The 19,764-nt window shown below is 53.1% G+C and carries 16 protein-coding genes; 12 read left to right on the top strand and 4 right to left on the bottom strand.

Features of this window, described 5'->3' with window-relative positions:
• The first annotated feature begins 66 nt into the window (after positions 1-66).
• From LY85_RS15685 to LY85_RS15695, 3 genes are all read left to right on the top strand, one after another.
• On the top strand, positions 67-759 hold the full coding sequence (locus tag LY85_RS15685; RefSeq protein WP_141827397.1) for a response regulator transcription factor: 693 nt from the start codon (positions 67-69) through the stop codon (positions 757-759).
• Positions 760-805: 46 nt separating this feature from the next.
• The gene (locus LY85_RS15690) at positions 806-2,176 is read left to right on the top strand and encodes an ATP-binding protein (protein ID WP_347562444.1); all 1,371 of its coding nucleotides are present in this window, start codon (positions 806-808) and stop codon (positions 2,174-2,176) included.
• Positions 2,177-2,362: 186 nt separating this feature from the next.
• Entirely contained in the window at positions 2,363-4,936 is a 2,574-nt protein-coding gene (locus tag LY85_RS15695; protein ID WP_141827399.1) for a PAS domain S-box protein, read from the top strand.
• Positions 4,937-4,960: 24 nt separating this feature from the next.
• Here LY85_RS15695 and LY85_RS15700 read toward each other — a convergent pair whose 3' ends face one another.
• The gene (locus LY85_RS15700) at positions 4,961-5,302 is read right to left on the bottom strand and encodes a rhodanese-like domain-containing protein (protein ID WP_141827400.1); all 342 of its coding nucleotides are present in this window, start codon (positions 5,300-5,302) and stop codon (positions 4,961-4,963) included.
• A gap of 175 nt (positions 5,303-5,477) precedes the next feature.
• On the opposite strand from LY85_RS15700, the gene pta reads away from it, so the two are divergent.
• Positions 5,478-6,467, top strand: a complete 990-nt coding sequence (gene pta, locus LY85_RS15705; protein WP_038322962.1) for a phosphate acetyltransferase — start codon at positions 5,478-5,480, stop codon at positions 6,465-6,467.
• 404 nt (positions 6,468-6,871) lie between these two features.
• Here pta and LY85_RS15710 read toward each other — a convergent pair whose 3' ends face one another.
• Together LY85_RS15710 and LY85_RS15715 are read right to left on the bottom strand one after the other, a co-directional pair.
• A complete protein-coding gene (locus LY85_RS15710; RefSeq protein ID WP_038322963.1) occupies positions 6,872-7,318 on the bottom strand; it encodes an Rrf2 family transcriptional regulator in 447 nt (148 codons plus the stop codon).
• A 94-nt stretch (positions 7,319-7,412) separates the two neighbouring features.
• A complete protein-coding gene (locus LY85_RS15715) occupies positions 7,413-8,546 on the bottom strand; it encodes a PLP-dependent aspartate aminotransferase family protein (protein WP_141827401.1) in 1,134 nt (377 codons plus the stop codon).
• 499 nt (positions 8,547-9,045) lie between these two features.
• Between LY85_RS15715 and cysK the strand changes: the two genes are divergently transcribed.
• Positions 9,046-9,978: a cysteine synthase A gene (gene cysK, locus LY85_RS15720; protein ID WP_141827402.1), complete on the top strand. Its 933-nt coding sequence runs from the start codon at positions 9,046-9,048 to the stop codon at positions 9,976-9,978.
• 90 nt (positions 9,979-10,068) lie between these two features.
• Here cysK and LY85_RS15725 read toward each other — a convergent pair whose 3' ends face one another.
• A complete protein-coding gene (locus LY85_RS15725) occupies positions 10,069-10,515 on the bottom strand; it encodes a flavodoxin family protein (protein WP_141827403.1) in 447 nt (148 codons plus the stop codon).
• A gap of 269 nt (positions 10,516-10,784) precedes the next feature.
• On the opposite strand from LY85_RS15725, the gene LY85_RS15730 reads away from it, so the two are divergent.
• From LY85_RS15730 to ptsP, 7 genes are all read left to right on the top strand, one after another.
• On the top strand, positions 10,785-11,189 hold the full coding sequence (locus tag LY85_RS15730) for an Rrf2 family transcriptional regulator (RefSeq protein ID WP_279231022.1): 405 nt from the start codon (positions 10,785-10,787) through the stop codon (positions 11,187-11,189).
• A 182-nt stretch (positions 11,190-11,371) separates the two neighbouring features.
• Entirely contained in the window at positions 11,372-13,276 is a 1,905-nt protein-coding gene (locus LY85_RS15735) for an acyl-CoA dehydrogenase family protein (protein WP_141827405.1), read from the top strand.
• Positions 13,277-13,327: 51 nt separating this feature from the next.
• Positions 13,328-14,533, top strand: a complete 1,206-nt coding sequence (locus LY85_RS15740; protein WP_141827406.1) for an FprA family A-type flavoprotein — start codon at positions 13,328-13,330, stop codon at positions 14,531-14,533.
• Between the two features lie 289 nt (positions 14,534-14,822).
• The gene (locus LY85_RS15745; protein WP_141827407.1) at positions 14,823-15,380 is read left to right on the top strand and encodes a hypothetical protein; all 558 of its coding nucleotides are present in this window, start codon (positions 14,823-14,825) and stop codon (positions 15,378-15,380) included.
• Positions 15,381-15,683: 303 nt separating this feature from the next.
• Positions 15,684-15,944, top strand: coding sequence for an HPr family phosphocarrier protein (locus LY85_RS15750; protein WP_038322975.1), 261 nt, complete (start codon positions 15,684-15,686; stop codon positions 15,942-15,944).
• A gap of 22 nt (positions 15,945-15,966) precedes the next feature.
• A complete protein-coding gene (locus tag LY85_RS15755; protein ID WP_185741247.1) occupies positions 15,967-18,150 on the top strand; it encodes a BglG family transcription antiterminator in 2,184 nt (727 codons plus the stop codon).
• Positions 18,041-19,762, top strand: coding sequence for a phosphoenolpyruvate--protein phosphotransferase (ptsP, locus tag LY85_RS15760; protein ID WP_185741248.1), 1,722 nt, complete (start codon positions 18,041-18,043; stop codon positions 19,760-19,762). Before LY85_RS15755 ends, ptsP begins: the two co-directional genes overlap by 110 nt.
• The last annotated feature ends 2 nt before the right edge of the window (positions 19,763-19,764 follow it).

A 19,764-nucleotide genomic window follows, 5' to 3' on the forward strand; every position in this document is an offset into this window, starting at 1 on the left:
GTATAATAATCAAAACGGCAGGCTCCTTTTGAGAAAGGGGCTTTTGTCATTGGAGGCGGAAACGGATTGAACCGGAACAGAAAGCGGATTTTGGTTGTGGACGACGAGCCGAAGATTGTGGAGGTCGTGACGTCCTATCTTGAAAAAAGCGGATACGCCGTGCGCGGCGTTTTCAGCGGAAAAGAAGCCTATGAAAGCTTTGAAAGGGAGAAGCCGTCCCTTGTGATCCTGGACTGGATGCTCCCGGACACTACGGGGGAGGAAATCTGCCGGACGCTGCGGCAGAAGTCCGACGTCCCCATCATCATGCTGACCGCCAAAGTGGAGGAGGAGGACATCCTGCACGGGCTGCAGATCGGCGCGGACGATTACGTGACCAAGCCGTTCAGTCCCCGCCAGCTTGTGGCGCGGGTGGAGGCGGTTCTGCGCAGGACGGAAGGCGACTCGTCCCCGGTCCTTTCTTTTCGCCGGGGAGAACTGATCGTGGATATGGACGGTTACGACGTCATGCTGAGCGGCCGCCCGGCCGGTCTGACCCCCAATGAATTCAAAATCGTCGGCGCGCTGGCAAGGCACCCGAACAAGGTGTTTACCCGCGAAGAGCTGATCGCCATTGTCAGCGGGGACGATTTTAACGGATTTGACAGGGTCATCGATACCCATATTAAAAATATCCGCCAGAAGATCGAAACGGACACCAGAAATCCGGAGTATATTCTGACGGTTCACGGAGTCGGATACAAGTTCGGAGGCGATTGAGCTGAAATACAGTTTAAAATCAAAATTGTCGTTTTCCTATGCGGTAATGTCGCTTCTGATGGTCGCCCTCATCAGCTTCTGCATCAACGTTTTGCTGCAGAACCGTTTTCAGGACTATGTCATCAACCAGCGGGAGCAGAGGAACAGCGAAATCGTCAGCATGATCGAAAAGCAGTATAACGGACTCAACGGCGGCTGGAATACGAACGTCATTGAAAACATCGGCGTGAACGCCCTGGAACAGGGAGTCATTGTCAGGCTGAAGAACGCGGAAGGGAAAACGGTGTGGGACGCCACGGTCCACAACAACGGCCTCTGCGTACAGATGCTGACCCATATGTCCGAAAATATGAACAGCCGCTATCCCGGCTTCAAGGGCGGGTATGAGCAGAAGACGTATTCGGTCAAAGCCGGCGCAAAGGAAGTCGGGCACGTCGAGCTGGGGTATTACGGCCCTTATTATTTTACGGATAACGACATCGCCTTCCTGAACAGCGTCAACACCATCCTGGTTGCGGTGGGTATTTTGTCGCTTGTCATGGCGCTGATTTTGGGAACCTTTATGGCAAAGCGGGTGAGCGGGCCGATTTCTAAATCCATCCGTGCCGCGGGGCAGATCGCAAAGGGAAATTTCCGGCAGAGAATCACGGAAAGCTCCGGAACAAGGGAAATGGCTCGCCTGACGGATACCATCAACTATCTGGCGGATTCTCTGGAGAAGCAGCAGGATTTAAGAAAGCGGATGACCGCCGACGTCGCTCATGAGCTGAGGACGCCCCTTGCGAACCTGCAAAGCTCCATGGAGGCAATGCTCGACGGAATCTGGGAGCCGGATGAGGCCCGGCTGGAAAGCTGCCATGAAGAAATTATCCGGCTGAACCGTCTGGTCGGCGATCTGGAAAAGCTGGAACGGTATGAGGCGGAAAACGCATCCCTTTCGCTTTCCGAATTCGACGTATCCGATCTGATCCGGCACATTCTGCATAATTTTGAATCGGAGTTCCACAAAAAAGGCGTCGCGCTCTCCTTTGAGGGGGAACTGGAAATCCTTCGCGCCGACCGGGATAAAATCAGCCAGGTCGTCACCAACCTTGTTTCCAACGCGCTCAAATATACCCCGGAAGGCGGACAGGTACAGGTGCGCGTGTGCACGGCGGAGCACGGTGCCGAGCTGATCGTCAGCGACAGCGGGAAAGGAATTCCGCCGGAGGACCTTCCGTACATCTTTGAACGGTTTTACAGGGCGGACCGGTCGCGCAACAGGCTGACCGGCGGTCTGGGCCTTGGGCTTACGATCACGAAGGCCATTGTGGAAGCCCACCGGGGAACCATTGAGGTGGTGAGCGAGGTTGACAGGGGAACAACCTTTACAGTCATCCTGCCGCAGTCCGGGGAACAGACGCAGGCAGACGGCTGAAAGACGGGAGCGGGGCCCTTGGAAATTATGACAAATTCATAATTAAATCTTCATATAATACTATATGTATTTATTTTTCGACTTATCTTTTCAACAGAATCATTAAATGGTATAATTTTCCCAATAGCATTTTCATCCTTATTCGCATCCCTTTGTGCCAAACGCTACGCGAAAGGACAGTTGAAGATGACGGATCGGTTTGTGCAGGATTTACTCGGGCAGCTTCCGTTTGGCTATGCCTATTGCCGGCTGGTTGTAAACAGCCGGGGCGAGGCGGAGGATTGGCTGTTTCTTGATGTAAACGGCGCTTTTGAAAAGATGACGGGACTGAAAAAGGAGTCTGTCGTCGGGAAAAAGGCGGCGGAAGTGGCTGCCGGTGTAAAGGCGGACAGCTTTAACTGGGCTGCGTTTTATGGGGATGTTGTTTTTACGGGGAAGACCCGGGAAACCACACAGTATGTCGGTGCCCTGAAAAAATGGATGAAAACCACGGCCTTCCTGCTGCAGCCGGGGTGCTTTGTCGCCCTCGTTGAGGACGTTACTGCGGAGATGCAGAATACGGAACAGCTCAGCCGGCAGAAAAAACAGATCGAGGACGCGTACCGCGATCTGGATGTTTTTTTCAACAGCACGCACGACGCCATGTTCCTTGCCGAATACCGGGAAAAGACGTTAAATTATGTCAGGCTGAACACCGCCCATCAGGAGCTTTCCGGATTCCGTCCGCAGGATATACACGGAAAGACGCCCGCCGAGGTGTGGGGACCGGAGGTCGGCCCGGGAATTCAGAAACGCTACCTCGACAGCATGCTGTCGGGAAAAGACGCAACCTATGAAGAAAAACTGGACCTGAGCCAGGGCGAAAAATATTTTCTGACCAGCCTGACGCCGGTGTACGAAAACGGCAGCCCCAAATACCTGATCGGTTCCAGAAAAGACATTACGGAATTGAAGGCCGTGGAGAAGGACAGAAACGAGCTTTTGCTGCGTTTCGCATCCATGTTCAACGAACATACGGCGGTTATGATGATTATCGAACCGAAAGAGGGTAAAATTCTGGACGTCAATCCGTCCGCCTGCGCCTTTTACGGTTACTCCCGCGAGGAACTTCTGCGGATGTCCATACAGGAGATCAATATGCTGCCACAGGAAGACGTGGAGCGCCGCCGCTTTTCGGCGCTGGACCGCCGCACGGGGTATTTCCTGTTTCCGCACCGGCTGAAAGACGGAGAAATCCGGCTGGTGGACGTTTATTCCTCGCCGATTCAATACAGCGGGAAAACGCAGCTTTTTTCCATTATTTTTGATGTGACCGACAGGGAAAAATACAGAAAAGAGCTGTCCCTTGAAAAAGAGCTGTTGAGCACGACCCTTGAATCCATCGGGGACGGGACGGTCACAACGGATATCGACGGCAGAATCACTTCCATCAATAAGGCGGCCGAAGATATTCTGGGCTGGAAGAACACGGAAGTGAAAAACCGCCCGTTTGCGGAAATCTTCAGGCTGAGAAGCGAGGAAACGGGAAAAGAAGTGGAGAACCCCGTTTCCCGGGTTTTGCAGACGGGGAAGGTCATCGGCCTTGCAAACCATACCGTTCTGATCAATAAGCAGGGGGTTCCCATCCCCATTGCCGACAGCGCCGCGCCCATTAAAAACGACAGAGGGCAGATTTTCGGGGTCGTTATGGTCTTCCGCGACGTGAGCAAGGATAAGGAACAGCAGAAACAGATTCTTTTTCTGAGCTACCACGATCTGCTGACGGGCCTTTATAACCGCCGGTTCCTGGAAAAGGAAATGTACCGGCTGGACGACCCCGGCCAGCTCCCATTGGCGGTCATCATGGGGGATGTGAACGGACTGAAAATCACCAACGACGTTTTCAGCCATGAGGCGGGGGACCGGCTTTTGCAGAAGGCCGCGAAAATTCTGCAGAATCACTGCGGGGCAGGGGATATCATAGCCCGGTGGGGCGGGGACGAATTTCTGATTTTACAGCCGCATACCACGATGGAAGCGGCGCAGAGGACCATTCAGGAAATGAAAAATGATTTTATTCCGGCGAGCGAGGGCGATCTGCACCTGAGTGTTTCCCTTGGCTGTGCGGTGAAAACGGAGCCGGAGGAGAATCTGAGGCGCGTTCTTCAGGAAGCGGAGGAAAGCATGTACCACCAGAAGCTTCTGGAGGGCAAAAGCTACCGGAACAGCATCATCAACACACTGCTGGCCACTCTGTATGAAAAAAGCATGGAGACGGAGGAGCACGCGGAAAGGCTGGGGGATACCTGCCGCGCCATCGGCTCCCTGCTGAAATTTTCCGAAGAGGAAATGAGCGAGCTGTCGCTTCTCGCGATCCTGCACGACATTGGCAAAGTGGGCGTCCACCAGAGCATCCTGCAGAAGCCCGGCCCGCTTACGCCCGAGGAGTGGGAGGAAATGAGGCGCCATCCCGAAATCGGGTACCGCATTGCGCAGAACACGCCGGAGCTGCTGGTGGTGGCCGAATACATCCTTTCCCATCACGAGCGGTGGGACGGAAAGGGTTATCCGAGAGGGCTCAGCGATCAAAACATTCCCGTCCAGTGCCGTATCCTCGCCGTGGCGGACGCGTATGACGCCATGACGAACGACAGGGTATACCGTAAGGCAATGAGGCGGGAAGAGGCTCTCACGGAGCTGGAACAGAATGCCGGCACGCAGTTCGACCCGTACATCGTGGAGCTTTTTATAAAAACAGTGAAGGCGTTTCCGCCCCAGTAATGGGGGAAACGCCTTTTTCCTTTTTTACCGGCCGTTTACCGTCTGATACGGCCAGGAACGGATTCCTCCCATGTTGCCGACACGGGCATATCCCATTGCGGACAGCCGGCTGCAGGCGGCTGCGGCCCGCGCGCCGCTCAGGCAGTAAACCAGAATCTCCCGGTTTTTATCCGGAACAGCCCTCTTGATTCCCTGCTCAAGCTCGTTAAGAGGGATCAGCTTGCTTCCCGGAATATGGATTTCCCTGTATTCCTCCGGGGTCCTGACATCAAGCAGAAGAAGATCGGGATTTTCCTCCAGCCTTTTTTTAGCCTCTTTTGGGGAAACGGTCTCATATGTTTTTGTTCTGAGTAATGTCTTGAACATCTTTCATCACCTTTCTTTTTTATTAATATAACCGGATTCTTTTATTTTCTCTGTGACTTGGTAACAGAATGCCGACGCGTTTTATGAAAACAGCGCGTTAAGGGATTGTAATCTTGAAACGTGAGTGTTATAGTGAAAACGTTGATATCATTAAAACAGCAGAAAGGTGATAAGCATGGAATTTATTGAGAGTATCATTGAGAGAGCGAAACAGACGAAAAAGACCATTGTCCTGCCGGAGAGCGGCGATATGAGAACCCTGCAGGCTGCTGCGGAGGTTTTGGAAAAGGGAATCGCCAATTTGATTCTTGTGGGCGACGAAGCGAAGATCAAAGAACAGGCCGGGGGGCTGGATCTTTCAAAAGCCAAGTTTGTAAATCCTCTGACTTCATCCAGCCGCGAGGACTATATTCATACATTTTACGAGCTGAGAAAAGCAAAGGGCATCACGCCGGAAAAGGCGGAGCAAATCATGGCGGACAACGTTTTCTGGGCCGTGATGATGGTGAAAAAAGGCGATGCGGACGGAATGGTTTCCGGCGCGGCGCACTCCACGGCGGATACGATCCGTCCGGCTCTGCAGATCATTAAGACCGCTCCGGGCGTAAAGCTCGTTTCCAGCTTTTTCGTTCTTTCCGTTCCCGACTGCGAATACGGCTACGAGGGCAACTTCGTTTTCGCGGACTGCGCGCTGAATATTAACCCCAACGCGGACGAGCTTTCCGAAATCGCGATCGCGTCGGCAAAGTCATTCAAAAATATGGTCGGAGCGGAGCCGAAGGTCGCCATGCTGTCCTTCTCCTCTTACGGAAGCGGCAAAGACGAGCTGGTAGACAAAGTGGCGGAAGCGACGAAGCTGGCAAAGGAAAAAGCACCGGAGCTTACGCTCGACGGGGAACTGCAGGCTGACGCGGCACTGGTGCCGAGCATCGGCCAGTCCAAGGCAAAGGGAAGTAACGTAGCCGGTCAGGCAAACGTTCTGGTTTTCCCGGACCTGAACTGCGGCAACATCTCGTATAAGCTGGTACAGAGACTGGGGAAAGCGAAAGCGTTCGGCCCGGTACTGCAGGGAATCGCAAAGCCGGTCAACGACCTGTCCAGAGGCTGTTCGGCACAGGATATCGTCGGCGTCGTCGCCATGACGGCGGTACAGGCTCAGTCCTGACCTGCATTTTTATAAAGCCTGCTTCTTTAGAAGCGGGTTTACAGACCGAAATCCCGAGACAAAGCCGTGCGTTTTACGCGCGGCTTTTTATATACAGAAAAATACCGCCGTTTTACGGGCGGTATTCTAAGAAAGAAGAGAAATATGAAAAAGATATTGAAACCCTCACCTGAGGTGCTTGTAATTAATTTTCCGGCCCTTGCGCCGACATCGCGTTACAAACAAAGACCGGGGATACAAATGTATTTGCGATGTTTATAGTATAGGCATATTATGTGTATTTATGGTGAAGTTGATTTGAAAATTTCGAGAAATCTTTTCATTTTTTCAGAGGTGAGGGCTATTTCCTTCTTTTTCAGAAAAGACCCGGAGGGATGTTTACAAACATCCCTCCGGGTCCGGCTTTAGATATAGAACATGAATCCGCCTTCCTGCGTCCTCTTTTCCACGTCATCCGCAATATCATAAAGAGATATCCTTTTCAGCTCCGCTTCAATTGCGTTGTCGATGACGGAAAAAACGGAATGCTGCATGGCCTGTTCCATTGCGGGGGCTTTCTTTTCCACCGACTCTTCCGTTTTCTCGAACAGGGACTGTTCCAGCGACCGCAGGATTACATATGCATTTATTTTTTGAGGGGGCATCGCAAGCTTGTACCCGCCCTGTGCTCCTTTGACGGCAATTACCAGTTCGGCCCTTTTTAAAAGGGAAAACACCTGCTCCAAATAAATTTTGGAAATCCCCAGCTTTTCCGATATGCTCACAATCGTAATACATTCGTTGGCGGTATAATTCTGCGCCATGGTAATCATGGCGGCCAGTCCGTACCTTCCTTTTGAAGAAATTCTCATGGGTTTCTCCTTTATAAAGATCATATTTTTTATAATACCTATTTATCATATCTTGAAAGAAGGATTTCGTCAAGAGGGGCGCGGATTTTTCAGGTTACCGCAATGCCTGCTCCAGGTCGCCGGTCAGGTCCTCCGCGCTTTCCAGTCCGACGGAAAGACGCAGCAGGCGCTCGTTGATTCCCTTTGCTTCCCGTTCCTCTTTGGGAACGTCGGCGTGCGTCTGCAGCATCGGATAGGTAATCAGCGTTTCCACCCCGCCGAGGCTTTCCGCGTACTGGATCAGCCCGACACGCTCCAAAAGCTGTTTTGCCGTCTGCTCACAGTCCACCTCGAAGGAGATCATTGCCCCGAACCCGGAGGACTGCCTTTTTGAAATGGCATATCCCGGGTCTTCTGGCAGACCCACATAGTGCACCGCTTTGATCTTTTCCTGTGCGCACAGCCACTCGGCGAGCCGCATCGCGTTTTCCTCCTGCTTTTCCATTCGCACGGCGAGCGTCTTGATGCCGCGGATCAGAAGCCAGCTGTCAAACGGGGGAAGGCACGCGCCCGTGGTCGTGCTCAGCACCTGCAGCCGGTCAAAGAACTGCGGGTCGGCGGTGACGACGAAGCCGGCAAGGGTGTCGTTGTGACCGCAAAGATATTTTGTCCCGCTGTGGACGACGATATCGGCACCCAGCTTCAGCGGCTGTTGGAAATACGGGGTCAGGAACGTGTTGTCCACAATGAGCAGCAGGTTCCGCTCTTTGGTGATCTTTGAAACGGCTTCAATGTCGGTCACCTGCATCATCGGGTTGGTGGGCGTTTCGATAAACACGGCTTTGGTTTCGGGCCTGATGCGGGACTCGATCAAAGCGGGGTCGGAAGTGTTTACAAAGTCGAAGGTAAGGCCGTTTTTGATGGATATCTTGTGAAAGTAACGGTGGGAGCCTCCGTAGAGGTCGTCGGACGCGATGATGTGGTCGCCGGGCGAAAAAAGCTCCATGAGGGTCGCGATGGCGGCCATTCCGCTGGAAAAAGCCTTGGCGCCCGCGCCGCCCTCCAGCGCGGCGACCGTTTTTTCAAGATGCTCCCTTGTGGGATTCTGCAGCCGCGAGTAGTCGTAGCCCGTACTTTGGCCGACCATGGGGTGTGCAAAGGTGGCCGACTGAAAAATAGGCACGCTCACGGCGCCGGTACAGTCGTACCGGTCAGCGCTTCCGTGTATACAAAGTGTGGTAAAATCCATATTCCCGTCTCCTGTCTGAATCATATTAGAGAGAAATGCGTATCCTAAGCAGATAACCGGGTGCGGCTATCTGCCCGCGCATTCGTGCAATTCCTCCGTGTATGAAAAATTTCAGGTTCCGGCGGCAGCGCCCGTTTTGTCCGGGGCCGGTGATGAGAATGGGCGAACAGTGCGCCCTTGAAAAAATTTTCATCACATTCTCCAAATCATAGTAATATTATATGTATTAAATAATAATCGAAAACAAGGGCCCTGTCAATAGCCCGCGCCGGGAAATCCGCTTGCAATCTCTTTGCCGGCCTTGACAAGCGGATTTGTTCCGGTTAAAATATTTTTATATATTAAACATATATGAAAATTTGTATATCTACAGCAATTTCATTTCGGTTTATGAGACAAAGCACGTTTTTCCCCGCCGAGGGCGGGGAAAAACGTAATCTGTTGCAAAATCAGCTGAAAATGCTGTAAATCATTAAATTTGAACGGAGGTTTCCTGTAAATGTCGAAGATTTATCATAGTCTGACCGATTTGATCGGAAAAACACCTTTGCTGGAGCTGTCGAACTTTGAAAAGAAGCATGACCTGAAAGCCGCGGTCGTTGCAAAGCTGGAGTATTTTAATCCCGCGGGGAGCGTTAAGGACAGAATTGCCAAAGCCATGATCGACGACGCGGAAGAAAAAGGCCTTTTGAAGGCGGATTCCGTCATTATTGAACCGACCAGCGGCAATACCGGTATTGGCCTTGCTTCCGTCGCGGCCGCCAGAGGATACCGGGTAATTCTCACCATGCCGGAAACCATGAGCATGGAGCGCCGGAACCTTTTAAAGGCTTACGGGGCGGAGCTTGTGCTGACGGACGGCAGCAAGGGCATGAGGGGCGCAATTGATAAAGCGGATGAGCTTGCCAAAGAGATTCCGAATTCCTTTATTGCCGGCCAGTTTGTCAATCCCGCCAATCCGCAGATACACAGGGAGACAACCGGTCCGGAAATCTGGGAGGACACCGAGGGCAAGGTCGATTTCTTTGTCGCTGGGATCGGCACCGGCGGAACGATCACAGGCGTCGGGGAATATCTGAAATCCAAAAATCCCGGCGTCAAGGTCATTGCGGTGGAGCCGTTCGATTCGCCGGTCCTTTCCGAGGGCAAGGCCGGACCGCATAAAATTCAGGGAATCGGCGCGGGCTTTGTGCCGAAGGTACTCAACACGGCGGTGTATGACGAAATTATCAAGGTGAAAAACGAAGACGCTTTCCAGACCGGCAGGGAGCTTTCCAAAACGGAGGGCCTGCTCGCGGGCATCTCTTCCGGGGCGGCGCTGTGGGCGGCCGCCGAGCTGGCAAAGCGGCCGGAGAACGCCGGAAAAACGATCGTGGCGCTTTTGCCGGATACCGGGGAAAGGTATTTATCTACCCCGCTTTTTTCTGAATAATATCCCCACACAGAGCAGCGGGCCGGGGCAATCGGTAAGATTGCCCCGGCCCGTTTGCCGTTCTTCGGCAATCCGAAGCGGCAGGCGGTTTTATTTTACCATTTCCAGAATGAATTGATTGGCGGCTTCCAGGTCGGCGTCGCTGGGATGCCCTTTGGAAATGCCCCCGACGAGCTTGAACGGCCCGTAGGTGTCAAATCCCTTGCAGGCAAAATCCCCGGCGATGACCGCGCCCTTCTTTTTCAGCAGATCACTCAGAGCGCTGTGGCTTGCGGTGCTTCCCATTCCGCTCGTAGAAAACACGAAGACCGGTTTGCCGTTCAGGCTGAGCCCCTCCACGGCCTCCATCAGCCCGCTGTAATGTTTTCCGTAGGCGATACCCGCGCCGAATCCGATCATGTCATAATCCGAAAGATTTTTATTTTTGATTCCGTCCGCTTTGCAGAGCTCTGCACCGGCAGTCTCCGCCATAGCGGAGGCGATCTTTGCCGTGTTGCCGTGATGATAGGAGTCGTAAACAATCAGGCATTTTTTCAAAAAAGATTCCTCCTAAAATAAAATCGGGCTGTGCTGTCTCTATGATAGTATGATGAAGGGAGAGATGCAATATTCCCGCGATGAAAATCGATATTTTATTTTTGGGCGGGACAAAACCGATACGGACGGCTTTTGGAAGGAAGGCACAATTTTATTGAAGAATTACAGAAAATATTGGTTATAAACTTGACAAACTTTATCCAGAATGATACACTGGTGTCAATGAATAAAAACTTCCATTTTATGGAGCGGAGGGGTTTTATCTGCTGATTACAAGGGAAACGGATTACGCGCTGCGCATCCTGCGCGCGGTATCCCATGGGGAACAGCTTACGGCCGGGGATATCTGCCGGCGGGAACTGCTGCCGCAGCAGTTTGTATATAAAATCCTCAAAAAGCTGGAACGGGCCGGCCTGGTTCAAATCACCCGCGGTGCGGGCGGCGGCTGCCGGTTGGCAGCGGATTTGAAAAAGGTGAGTCTCTACGACCTGACGGAAGTGATGGATGCGGAAAAGCTCATCAGCGCCTGTATGCAGCCCGGGTTTCAGTGCGCGTGGCGGCAGAAATGCAGCACTCCCTGTACGGTTCATCGGCAGCTTTCCCGGATTCAGGGTGTTCTGGATGCGGAGCTGCGTGCGGTCAGCCTTCATCAAATGCTGTTTCAGGCGGATTAAAATACTTCGGCATAGCCGGTATTTTTTTGCGGTCAAACTGGATAAGATTTATCAAGTATATGATTGTCGCAGCGGAGGCCGGTTTTTCTGGTCTGCCGCATTTCCTTACGATTCTGTTTTATAAATTTCCTATGGAATTCATAAAATGAAATATAATTGGTTATGAAAAGGGAGGAATCAATATGTCTTTTAAAACAACGGAAGACCACGAAGCTCTCCGTGCGAAGGTCCGGGAGTTTGCCGAGGCGGAGGTGAAGCCGCTGGCGTTCCTGCTGGACAAGGAGAATGAATTTCCCGCGGACATTGTAACAAAAATGGGGCAAATGGGGCTGATGGGAATCCCCTATCCCAAGGAGTACGGCGGTACGGGGCTGGACATGGTCAGCTATGCCGTTGCCGTGGAGGAGCTGGCCCGGGTGGACGGCGGCACCGGCGTCATCCTTTCCGCGCACACCTCGCTCGGGTCCTGGCCGATCTTCGCCTACGGCACGGAAGAACAGAAACAGAAATACCTGGTTCCGCTGGCCAAAGGCGAAACGCTGGGCGCTTTCGGCCTGACCGAGCAGAACGCGGGCAGCGACGCGAGCGGAACGGAAACCACCGCCGTGCTGGACGGCGACCATTATGTCTTAAACGGCGGCAAGATTTTTATTACCAACGCCGACAAGGCGGATACTTATGTGGTGTTTGCCGTCACCACTCCGGACATCGGCACGCACGGGATCAGCGCGTTCATTGTGGAAAAGGGCTGGGAAGGCTTTACCTTCGGCGACCACTACGACAAAATGGGCATCCGTTCCTCCTCCACCGCGGAGCTGATTTTCAACGATGTAAAGGTTCCCTGTGGAAATCTTCTCGGAAAAGAGGGAGACGGCTTCAAAATCGCCATGTCCACGCTGGACGGCGGCCGCATCGGGATCGCCGCGCAGGCGCTGGGGATTGCGCAGGGCGCCTATGAAAGCGCGCTGGAGTATTCCAAGGAGCGCGTCCAGTTTGGCAGGCCCATCTGTGAGCAGCAGATCATCTCCTTTAAGCTGGCGGATATGGCGACCAAGCTTCGCGCTGCCCGTTTTCTGGTCTACAGCGCCGCCGAGCTGAAGGAAAATCACGAGCCCTACGGTATGGAGTCCGCCATGGCAAAACAGTATGCTTCCGATGTCTGTCTGGAAATTGTCAACGACGCCCTTCAGATTTTCGGCGGCAACGGATACCTCAAGGGCATGGAGGTCGAGCGCGCCTACCGCGACGCCAAAATCTGCACCATTTATGAAGGCACCAACGAGATTCAGAGAGTGGTCATCGCCTCCCATATTATTGGAAAGATGCCGAAGGACGCGGTTCCGTCCGGCGGTCAGCACGGGCCGGTCACCGGCGTGCGCAAGAAGATGATCCTCAAGGAAGGCGCCGCCGGGGAGCGGGTAAACACGCTGGTGGAAGCTCTGAAAGCGGACGGCTACGACTTTACCGTCGGCATCGACATCGATACTCCCATCACCCAGGCGGAGCGGGTGGTCAGCGCCGGAAAGGGTATCGGGGAAAAGGAAAATATGGCGCTGGTCAGGGCCCTTGCCGTTCAGGCGGGCGCGGCGCTCGGTTCCTCCCGTCCGGTGGCGGAAACGCTGAAATATGTGCCGCTGAACCGCTATGTGGGAATGTCCGGCCAGAAATTCAACGGAAATCTGTACATAGCCTGCGGTATTTCCGGAGCGGGCCAGCATCTGAAAGGCATCAAGGACGCCACGACCATTGTTGCCATCAACAACAATCCCAACGCACCCATTTTCAAAAACTGCGACTACGGCATTGTGGGCGACGTGCTGGAAATCCTCCCGCTGCTCACCACCGCGCTGGACAATGGGGAAGCCAAGAAGCCCGCGCCTCCCATGAAGAAAATGAAACGCGCCGTTGTGAAGAAAGTAAAGCCCTCTTGGCACACCTATGTCTGTAACGGCTGCGGTTACGAATACAATCCCGCGGTGGGCGATCCGGAAAACGATATCCGTCCCGGCACCCTGTTCGACGCGCTCCCGGAAGAATGGATCTGCCCGGAGTGCGGCGAGGAAAAAGACCAGTTTATTGAGGTCTGACCCGGTATGGAAGCCGGAAAACAATGATTTCGTATCAAGGAGGATTGAACCATGCATTGTGTCAGAAAAGTAACGGAAAATCTTTATTGGGTCGGAGGCAACGACCGCCGGCTTGCCCTTTTTGAGAATATTCATCCGATTCCCCGCGGCGTTTCCTACAACTCGTACCTGCTTCTGGATAAGCAGGCGGTTCTGTTCGATACGGTGGACTGGTCGGCTTGCCGCCAGTTTCTGGAGAACGTGGAGTATCTTCTGGACGGAAGGCCGCTCGATTATCTGGTGATCAATCATATGGAGCCCGACCACGGCGCGTCCATAGAGGAAATCCTGCTGCGCTACCCCAAGGCAAAAATTATCAGCACGGAAAAAGCTTTCATGCTCATGCGTCAGTTCGGTTTCCATATCGACGGCCGCATAGAGGAAGTGAAGGAGGGCGACACAAAATCCTTCGGGAAACATGTGGTGACCTTCGTGTCCGCGCCGATGGTGCACTGGCCGGAAGCGATGGTGACCTTCGACACGACCAACGGAGTGCTTTTCTCCGCGGACGCCTTTGGTTCCTTCGGCGCTCTGGACGGAAAGCTCTTTAACGACGAGGTGAATTTCGACCGCGACTGGATCGACGACGCCCGCAGATACTACACCAACATTGTCGGAAAGTACGGACCGCATGTGCAGGCGCTTCTGAAAAAGGCGGGCGGGATCGACATCAAAATCATCTGTCCGCTGCACGGGCCGGTCTGGCGCACCGATCTGGGATATTTTCTCGATAAATACGCTCACTGGAGCAGCTATGAGCCGGAAGAGCAGGGCATCATGATTGTATACGCCACCATGTACGGAAATACCGAAAGCGCCGCGGGAGCACTCGCGACCAGGCTGGCGGAAAAAGGCATGACCAATGTCGTGATGTACGACGTGTCTAAAACCCATGTGTCCTGCCTGATTTCAGAAGCCTTCCGCCTCAGCCATATTGTGCTGGCCTCCGTTACCTATAATCTGGGGATTTACCCGCCGATGCACAATTTCCTGATGGATATGAAGGCGCTCAATCTTCAGAAACGCACTGTCGCGATTGTGGAAAACGGCTCCTGGGCGTGCAAGTCCGGGACCCTGATGCGCGAATTCCTCGAAAATGAGATGAAGGATATCAGCGTGCTGGATGAGAAGCTGACGCTGAATTCCGCCATGAACGAAGATAACCTGCCGGAAATGGACGCCCTTGCCGACAGCCTGATCGCGTCCGTGAAGAAATAACGAAACAGAATCCGTCTGCCGTCCTTATAAAAAACTGCCGGGGCCAGAACTCCGGCGGTTTTTTCGTGTCCCGGGGCGGCGGAATTCAGGCGGCACAGCCTCCCCTCGGCTTTGGCAGCGCTTTTTTCCGGCTGACTGCCGGAACGATCTTTCCATCTTTTTGGGATCATATTTTCCCTTGCCCTTGCAATCATTGGATTTATGATATAAAGTTTATAGCATAATATTATTTTACAATTGTCTGCCTGCGCGCGCATTTCTTTGTGGATACATGGTGAAAGAGGGTATTGTGGTGAAATTGATCCTGAAAAACCGCTTGTTTAAAATGGTGGCCTGTGATCCTTCCGGCCAACCGCTCTATCAGATCAGGAGCCGCCCTTTCAGCCCTCAAAAAGTAATCGCGGCCAATCATCATGGGATTTTGTACTACACCGACATTATCGGGTCGGAAGCTTCTTCCGCATCCGCTGACGAACCTGCATCCCGCCGGTATATCGTCTGCCGCGGTTCCAGAGAAACGGAACCGGTGATAACAGCCGCCATAGGCTATGAAGTCTCCTCAGGCGGGAAAGACGTGCGGCATTTTCCCGATAAGCTGCCGCGGGCGGAGCGCCTGAATATTCAGATAAACGATTCCGCGCAGTCCGGCGTCACAATCCGTATGGAACGGGACGGCTCCTGCCGGATTTACGACCAGCAGAATCAGACGGTGGGGACTCTGTCGGGGTACCGTCTCTTTCAGGGATATGCGCTTGAGAGCAGCTCCATAACGGACGGCGGTCTGCTGTGCGCGCTGTTTGTCCTGACCCGCTATATGGCTAAGGAAAATGAACTGATTGTGGTCTGACGTTCTTTTTCATTGAAATCCCTTCAGAAATTTATCCGTTGTTATAAAAAGCTGTCGCTTTCGGGCGATGGCTTTTTTGATTGGGAAAAAGCTTTTCTTCCGTTCTGCGGGACACGGAAGAATGTGACTGCGCAAAAAACTGTACGGGAAACAGTAACCGAAACAATTCTTTGCACAGATTGCCCTTTTCGCCATGAATGCTTTTGGTAATAGTCAATATAAACAATATATGTTAAGATACATGCAATAAAATGTTTAAACTAATAAACTTACAAAAAGGCAGAGCCTTGGAAGGAGAAAAAAATGTATCAGAAAGAAATCGTCATCAATAATAAAACGGGGCTTCATGCGCGTCCGGCGTCGGAATTGGTGGAATTCTGCAAAAATATCAAAAGCGACATCATTCTGAAAAAGGGCACCGAAGAAATCAATGCAAAAAGTATTTTAAGTATTTTGAGCGGAGGAGTGTATCAGGGAACAAAACTTATGGTACAAGTAAATGGTGCGGATGAGCAGACGGCGGGTCCTCAGGTCATTCGTTTTCTACAAAATCTTTCCGACTAAGGCCGGAAGACGGGAGGCACAAATGGAACTTAAGAGCAGGCAGATTTATATTTTACGCGTCCTGCTGACGACGGAAAAAGGTGTTGCACCCGAAGAATTTCTGGAAAAGCTGGGCGTTGGCAAACGCACCATGTATTACGATCTGGAAAAAATCAATGATTGGTTAAAGTGCTACGGATTGGGAAAGGTGGTCATTTCCGGACAGACCATCCTTGCGGAAGTGCCGGACGCGTCGCCTCTGGACCAACGGCTGCGGGAAAGCACGACCTATTTCTTTTCGGTGGAAGAGCGGCGCGCAATGGAAGTGGTACATATTTCGCTTTCCAGCACCAACATTACCATCAACTGCCTGATGGAGCTGTTTGGGGTCAGCAAAAACACCGTTCTCAGCGATATCAGGGAAGTGCGCGCCGTGCTGGAAGGCTGGGGCCTGACCCTGAACAGTACCATTAAATCCGGTTATCTGATTTCGGGAGAGGAAATGACCATCCGGAAAATGCTGGGGGAACAGTTCCAAATGCTGTCCAGTCCCGGCTGCCAGACGTATATCCATCAGTTCCTGCAGAAAAACCTTGTGTGCCTCTACCACAATGAAATCGACTTCGGCGAGCTGTGCCGCTGCCTGATCAAACAGTACGAGACGGATATTCACGGCGATTATATTCTGGCAAATATCGAATTAATCAGAATGATGATTCAGGTTTCCTGGATACGCAGCCGCAAGGGGAATATCATCCAGCTGAGCAGCGACGAACAGCTTGCTCTGATGAAGAGCCTTTCCTTCCGTTCCGTGGAGTTCAGCCTTCAGAAGCTGCGCGTTCACGGAGTGGAAGTCGCCATGCAGGAAACCTATTACATAACCACTTTGTTTCTCGGTATCCAGACGACGGACTTTCTGTCCCAGGAGCAGGAGGATACCTTTATTGCGGAATTTGCGGAGGAGCTGGTGTTAAGCTTTGAGCGCATCGCCTGCCTTTCCTTCCCGAACCGCGAGCGGCTGCAGAGGCAGCTCAGCCATCACATCCGCCCCATGTACTACCGCATCAAATACGGAATCCCCGATAAAAACCCGCTGGTTAAGGATATCAAGGCCATGTACCCGTTTGTGTTTGACTTTACCCGAAAAGCCGTGCAGGAGGCCAAGATGGATCTTCCGGAGGGGGGGATTTCGGAGGATGAGCTGGCGTATCTGTGCGTCTATTTTGTCAGCAACCTCAGCGAAAAATATCTGGTCAAGGAAAATGCGGACAGCAAGGGCGTGCTGATCGTGGGTGCCGAAAACATGGCCGTGGCGGTCCTGCTGCGGGAACAGCTGCAGGACGTGTTCGGCCTTTCGCTGGATTACCGCGTCATCAGTCAGAGCAAGCTGCGCGAATGGATGCTTGGGGACTACGCGCTGGTGGTTTCTCTGGTGCCGCTGGGCAAAAATTTTTCCTACAGTAAAATCGTGGAAACCGGCCCCATCATCACGGAAAACACGCAGCGCCGGATCATGGAAATCCTTCGCGGGGACCGTTCCGTCGCCCGTTACGACGATATGATCTGTGAAATTATCAACCGGGTCAGGGGCAGCGTGGACGGAAAGGTGCAGGATGACAAGCTGTACCTTGACCTTTTCCGTTATTTTGAGGAAAAAGAGCGCGGTAAACGGCCGCGCGCCAAGAGCGATATTTTTTATGAAAAAATTGAGCAGAACCGGTTCTTGCTGCTCCCGGAAACGGCGGATCTGGAACAGACGCTCCACGGCTGCAGCAAAGTGCTGCGGCAGGGGGCGGCCGGTCAGCGTCTTGCACAGAGAATGTACAACCTGATGCAGAACAAAAAGCTGCAGACCTACCGTATTCAGGGGGACGTGGTACTGGTCCACTTTCCTCTACAGGGAGATGCAAATCCGAAAATAGACGTCTGTATCGCGCTTGCCCCAAAAGGGCTGGAATGCCCCGACGGAAGAACCGCCGGGATTCTGGTCGGGCTTGCGACGAAGGATTCTTATTCCCATTGGGCGGTACTGGAAGGCATTTACCGCTATTTCAGCGACCCCAATCATATCAACGGCATTAAACAAATCTATCAAAATGACAAGGAGCATTGCGGAAATGAAAAAATTTACCGGCCTTGCGGGAGCGGGAGGACGCGACCTGTCGCAGACCGTGGTTCTGCACAGGAAGAAGCTGACACTGGAGAAAAAGGCGGTGGAGGACTGTGAACGGGAAATAGAGCGCTTCAGAGAGGTTCAGCGTGAGTACGCCGAGGAGCTGGAAAGACTGTACCGCACCACCCTGGCTGAAGACGGGGAAAAAACAGCCGGTATTTTTAAGGCTTACCGCACGATCGTTGAGGACGATTTTCTGTTTAAAAATCCGATTCAGGCCGTCCGGGAGGAGCATATGGGAATTGACTGTGCGATTGAGCGGGAAAAGGAGAAAATCAGCAAAAAATTTGCCGCCATGCCCGACGCGTATATGCAGGAGCGCGCGAACGATATCCGCAACGTCTGCGATGAGATCATCCGCCGCCTAAACGGCGTTGCCGACGGCGGGCAGGAAATGCAGAATATGCGGGAGCCTTTTATTCTGGTGGCGGAGGACCTTTCCCCGGAGGACACCATCCGGGTCGACAAGCGTTTTCTGCGGGGTTTTATCACCGAGAAGGGCGGAATCACCTCCCACGTGGTGATTCTGGCCAAAACGCTGGGTATCCCGGCTGTGGTGGGAGCGGCCGGCATTATGCGGGAGGCCCGTTCCGGCCAGACCATTTTTGTGGACGGCGACTGCGGCTACGGGATTCTGGAACCCGACGAGGCTTTTGTTTGCTCTTTCGGGAAGGATAAAGCCTGCCTTGACGGGCAGAAAAAGCTCTACGCCGCTATGGCGGAGGAGCCAGCCGTCACGGCGGACGGCCATTCGGTGGCGGTGTGTATGAATTCCGGCGACGCCGAAAGCCTGAAAAATTTCCGCGCGGAGCAGTGCGACGGCGTGGGCCTGTTCCGCACCGAATTCCTTTTTATGAATCAGCACGATTACCCGGATGAAGAGCTGCAGTTCCAGACCTACAGAAGCATTGCGGAGAACGCGAAGGGAAAAGAAGTGATTATCCGCACGCTGGATATCGGCGGTGACAAGCAGCTGGATTACATGGACATCCCGAAGGAAAGCAATCCGTTTCTGGGCTACCGCGCGATCCGGATCTGTCTGGACCGCGAAGAGGTTTTTCTGACGCAGCTGCGCGCTATTCTGCGTGCCTCGGCGTATGGAAATGTCAAGATCATGTTCCCGATGATCGTGACACTGGAAGAACTGCGTCAGGCAAAAGGGATGGTGAAAAAAGCAAAGGATCAGCTCCGTGCCGAAGGGACTGTTTTTACGGAAACGATTCCCGTCGGCATCATGATTGAAACACCGGCCTCGGTCCTTATCAGCGACAAGCTGGCAAGGGAAGCCGCGTTTTTCTCGATCGGGACAAACGACCTGATCCAGTACACCACGGCGACCGACCGGATGAACGAGCGCGTCCAGCACCTGTACGACCCCTGCAACCTTTCGGTGCTGCGCTCCGTTGATACGGTGATCCGCAGCGCGCACAGCGCGGGGATTCCCGTCGGCATGTGCGGGGAGGTCGCCTCGGACGCACGGCTGACGCCCCTGCTGCTGGCAATGGGGCTGGATGAGTTCAGCGTCGTGCCCAAACAGGTGGGCAGAATCAAATATCTGATCCGCCGGTGCGATCTGGGTAAGCTTGCCGGACTGAAAGAGCGGGTGCTCGACAGCGATACCATTGAGGAAGTGAAACAACTGCTGGCGGAATATTCCGCGGAATAGGA

The sequence above is a fragment of the Clostridium sp. KNHs216 genome (genome assembly GCF_006714885.1).
Taxonomy (GTDB): Bacteria; Bacillota; Clostridia; order Oscillospirales; family Acutalibacteraceae; genus Caproiciproducens.

Excerpts from the sequence above, each read along its gene's own strand:
- LY85_RS15700 (WP_141827400.1), bottom strand. The coding sequence starts at position 5,302 with ATGTTCAAGACATTACTCAGAACAAAAACATATGAGACCGTTTCCCCA.
- LY85_RS15735 (WP_141827405.1), top strand. The coding sequence starts at position 11,372 with ATGTCTTTTAAAACAACGGAAGACCACGAAGCTCTCCGTGCGAAGGTC.
- pta (WP_038322962.1), top strand. The coding sequence starts at position 5,478 with ATGGAATTTATTGAGAGTATCATTGAGAGAGCGAAACAGACGAAAAAG.
- LY85_RS15690 (WP_347562444.1), top strand. The coding sequence starts at position 806 with ATGTCGCTTCTGATGGTCGCCCTCATCAGCTTCTGCATCAACGTTTTG.
- LY85_RS15715 (WP_141827401.1), bottom strand. The coding sequence starts at position 8,546 with ATGGATTTTACCACACTTTGTATACACGGAAGCGCTGACCGGTACGAC.
- ptsP (WP_185741248.1), top strand. The coding sequence starts at position 18,041 with ATGAAAAAATTTACCGGCCTTGCGGGAGCGGGAGGACGCGACCTGTCG.
- LY85_RS15750 (WP_038322975.1), top strand. The coding sequence starts at position 15,684 with ATGTATCAGAAAGAAATCGTCATCAATAATAAAACGGGGCTTCATGCG.
- LY85_RS15695 (WP_141827399.1), top strand. The coding sequence starts at position 2,363 with ATGACGGATCGGTTTGTGCAGGATTTACTCGGGCAGCTTCCGTTTGGC.
- cysK (WP_141827402.1), top strand. The coding sequence starts at position 9,046 with ATGTCGAAGATTTATCATAGTCTGACCGATTTGATCGGAAAAACACCT.
- LY85_RS15710 (WP_038322963.1), bottom strand. The coding sequence starts at position 7,318 with ATGAGAATTTCTTCAAAAGGAAGGTACGGACTGGCCGCCATGATTACC.
- LY85_RS15740 (WP_141827406.1), top strand. The coding sequence starts at position 13,328 with ATGCATTGTGTCAGAAAAGTAACGGAAAATCTTTATTGGGTCGGAGGC.
- LY85_RS15755 (WP_185741247.1), top strand. The coding sequence starts at position 15,967 with ATGGAACTTAAGAGCAGGCAGATTTATATTTTACGCGTCCTGCTGACG.